3 protein-coding genes are annotated in these 1,903 nt (G+C 43.6%); 2 read left to right on the forward strand and 1 reads right to left on the reverse strand.

Features of this window, described 5'->3' with window-relative positions; all coding sequences use genetic code 11:
- Window positions 1–92: 92 nt before the first annotated feature.
- Window positions 93–227 (reverse strand): hypothetical protein, encoded by a 135-nt coding sequence (locus G113_RS22020; protein WP_269077652.1) that lies wholly within the window; start codon window positions 225–227, stop codon window positions 93–95.
- A gap of 237 nt (window positions 228–464) precedes the next feature.
- On the opposite strand from G113_RS22020, the gene G113_RS19925 reads away from it, so the two are divergent.
- Window positions 465–1,310 (forward strand): hypothetical protein, encoded by an 846-nt coding sequence (locus G113_RS19925; RefSeq protein ID WP_152436123.1) that lies wholly within the window; start codon window positions 465–467, stop codon window positions 1,308–1,310.
- Window positions 1,311–1,424: 114 nt separating this feature from the next.
- The coding region (locus G113_RS19930) for a hypothetical protein (RefSeq protein ID WP_040319439.1) at window positions 1,425–1,903 on the forward strand (479 nt) is incomplete at its 3' end.

The following is a 1,903-nucleotide window of genomic DNA, read 5'->3' on the forward strand; positions in this document are numbered from 1 at the left end:
CGGCTTGTCCCGGTCAACCGGCAGGCCAGCGACCAACTGGCAAGCGCGGGATCGGATTTCAGGACTGCGGAGAAAATACTTGGGGTAGGCGCTCAAGCTACGCCCTCCCCGAGCAGTACCAGGGACTGCTTGAACGACTCTGAGCTGAACTGAGGGGGGATGGGTTTGATGCTGGCACAGCCGCGCGGGCGTGCTGCAGATAGATCTCGGGTATGTGGGTTGGTCATGGTCTGGGTCCTTTTGGTCATACACAGCCGGGTGGTCTAGGTCCGGCACTGACTATGGTACCCACTATTGATAATTTCTGTCACGTACCAGATCCGATTATTGTTACTGCGATTTACAACAACCAAATCATTGAATCATTTTATTTCATTTTATAATTCTACAACTCTCCCATTTATATTTTACACCCCAGTTAACACCAGGCTTCATTTGAGTTATAATTAAAGCACGGAAACCATATGTCTAATAAGCCGAACTTGCTATATCAGACTGCATGGTTTTGTTTATCTAACTTGGAAAATATTCATCAAGGAAAACAGAGCATGAAATCTTGCAATGATGAAGTGATAGCAGTGTTGGAAGTTAAAGGTAAAGACTGGAATCTAAGAAGAACATTTAAATATGACACTCACTTTGTTGGTTTAGACACGTATCTTATTCATAAAGATAAGTATTGTAAGCCCATCGTTATAGTCACCGAAAGCCCGCACATAGAAGAATTCAAAGTTAGCAACCTTAATGATTTAACTTCAAATAAACCTGTGAGTGCCAGGCCAGTCAATGGACGCACGGGTTTAAATATAATTAAGTTTCTTGTTGAATTACTAAAGAATGAAGATCTTTTAACTGAGAGTGGAAGTTATCCAGTTATCGTCATTAATGCCTTGCAAGAGCAGTGCTCTGAGGGGAATACAGATACCAACATACACAGAACTAAAAATTTCATAAAACTTTGGCCAGAAAGAAAACACTTCCTACAAGAGCGATTAATAACATTAACCCCTACTCTAGTAATCAACGCTTGCACAATGGGTAATTTTTATATTGATGAAAATTTGGATGCCTATTCAGACGGTGGGAGAGATAAGTTTGGAGCATATTTTTTACAGCTAGTTAAAGATGAGATTGGTTATATACAATGCTACGACACTTCTGTTAAATGCGAGGATGATATAGGAATAATTGGGCAAGCTGACTTATCTGGAATGGTTATGCACATAATTCTAGAGGTATATGATTATCAATACTTCATTAAAAAACAACGCACCCATCATCATGGTCACATGATAAAAACCAATATTTAAATTTTTTCCAATGAAAAATAACACTATGTAAAATTGCACATAACAACTAATTTCATCCCGAAATCAAACAATTCAAGATATCATATCGTTATCAGCAGTTTCTAGGGGATTACAGTGGCATTCTGGTGGGTAAACCATAAGCAAACGTACAGTGCAGAAGTTGGGGGCGGCTACATCTGGTCGCCCATGACCAACCGCAATGGCTCGAAGAATCAGACCTATATCAACCTCACGCTGACCCGGCCGGGTGACGTTGTTATCTCCTACGCCGACGGGCTTATCAAGGCCATTGGCCTGGTAGCTGCACCTTGCCGCGAGAGATCCAAGCCCCATGAGTTCGGTAGCGCTGGCGATTCTTGGTCCGATACTGGCTGGGAGGTTCTCATCGACTGGGAGGTGCTCGCAAAGCCAATCCGTCCGAAGGACCACCTGGAGTTGATAGCTCCCCTGCTCCCCTCGAAGAATTCGCCTTTGCAGGCCACTGGGAACGGTAACCAGGGCTGTTACCTTGCCAGCATAAGTGACGAGCTGGGCAATCTGCTGCTCTCTCTAGCCAATGGCGTGAATCCCTTCTTTGCCGATGACATCGAACA

The sequence above is a fragment of the Aeromonas molluscorum 848 genome, from assembly GCF_000388115.1.
Lineage (GTDB): Bacteria > Pseudomonadota > Gammaproteobacteria > Enterobacterales > Aeromonadaceae > Aeromonas > Aeromonas molluscorum.

What these genes read in the sequence shown, in the direction of transcription:
- G113_RS22020 (WP_269077652.1), bottom strand. Translation starts at nt 227, where the DNA reads ATGACCAACCCACATACCCGAGATCTATCTGCAGCACGCCCGCGCGGC.
- G113_RS19925 (WP_152436123.1), top strand. Translation starts at nt 465, where the DNA reads ATGTCTAATAAGCCGAACTTGCTATATCAGACTGCATGGTTTTGTTTA.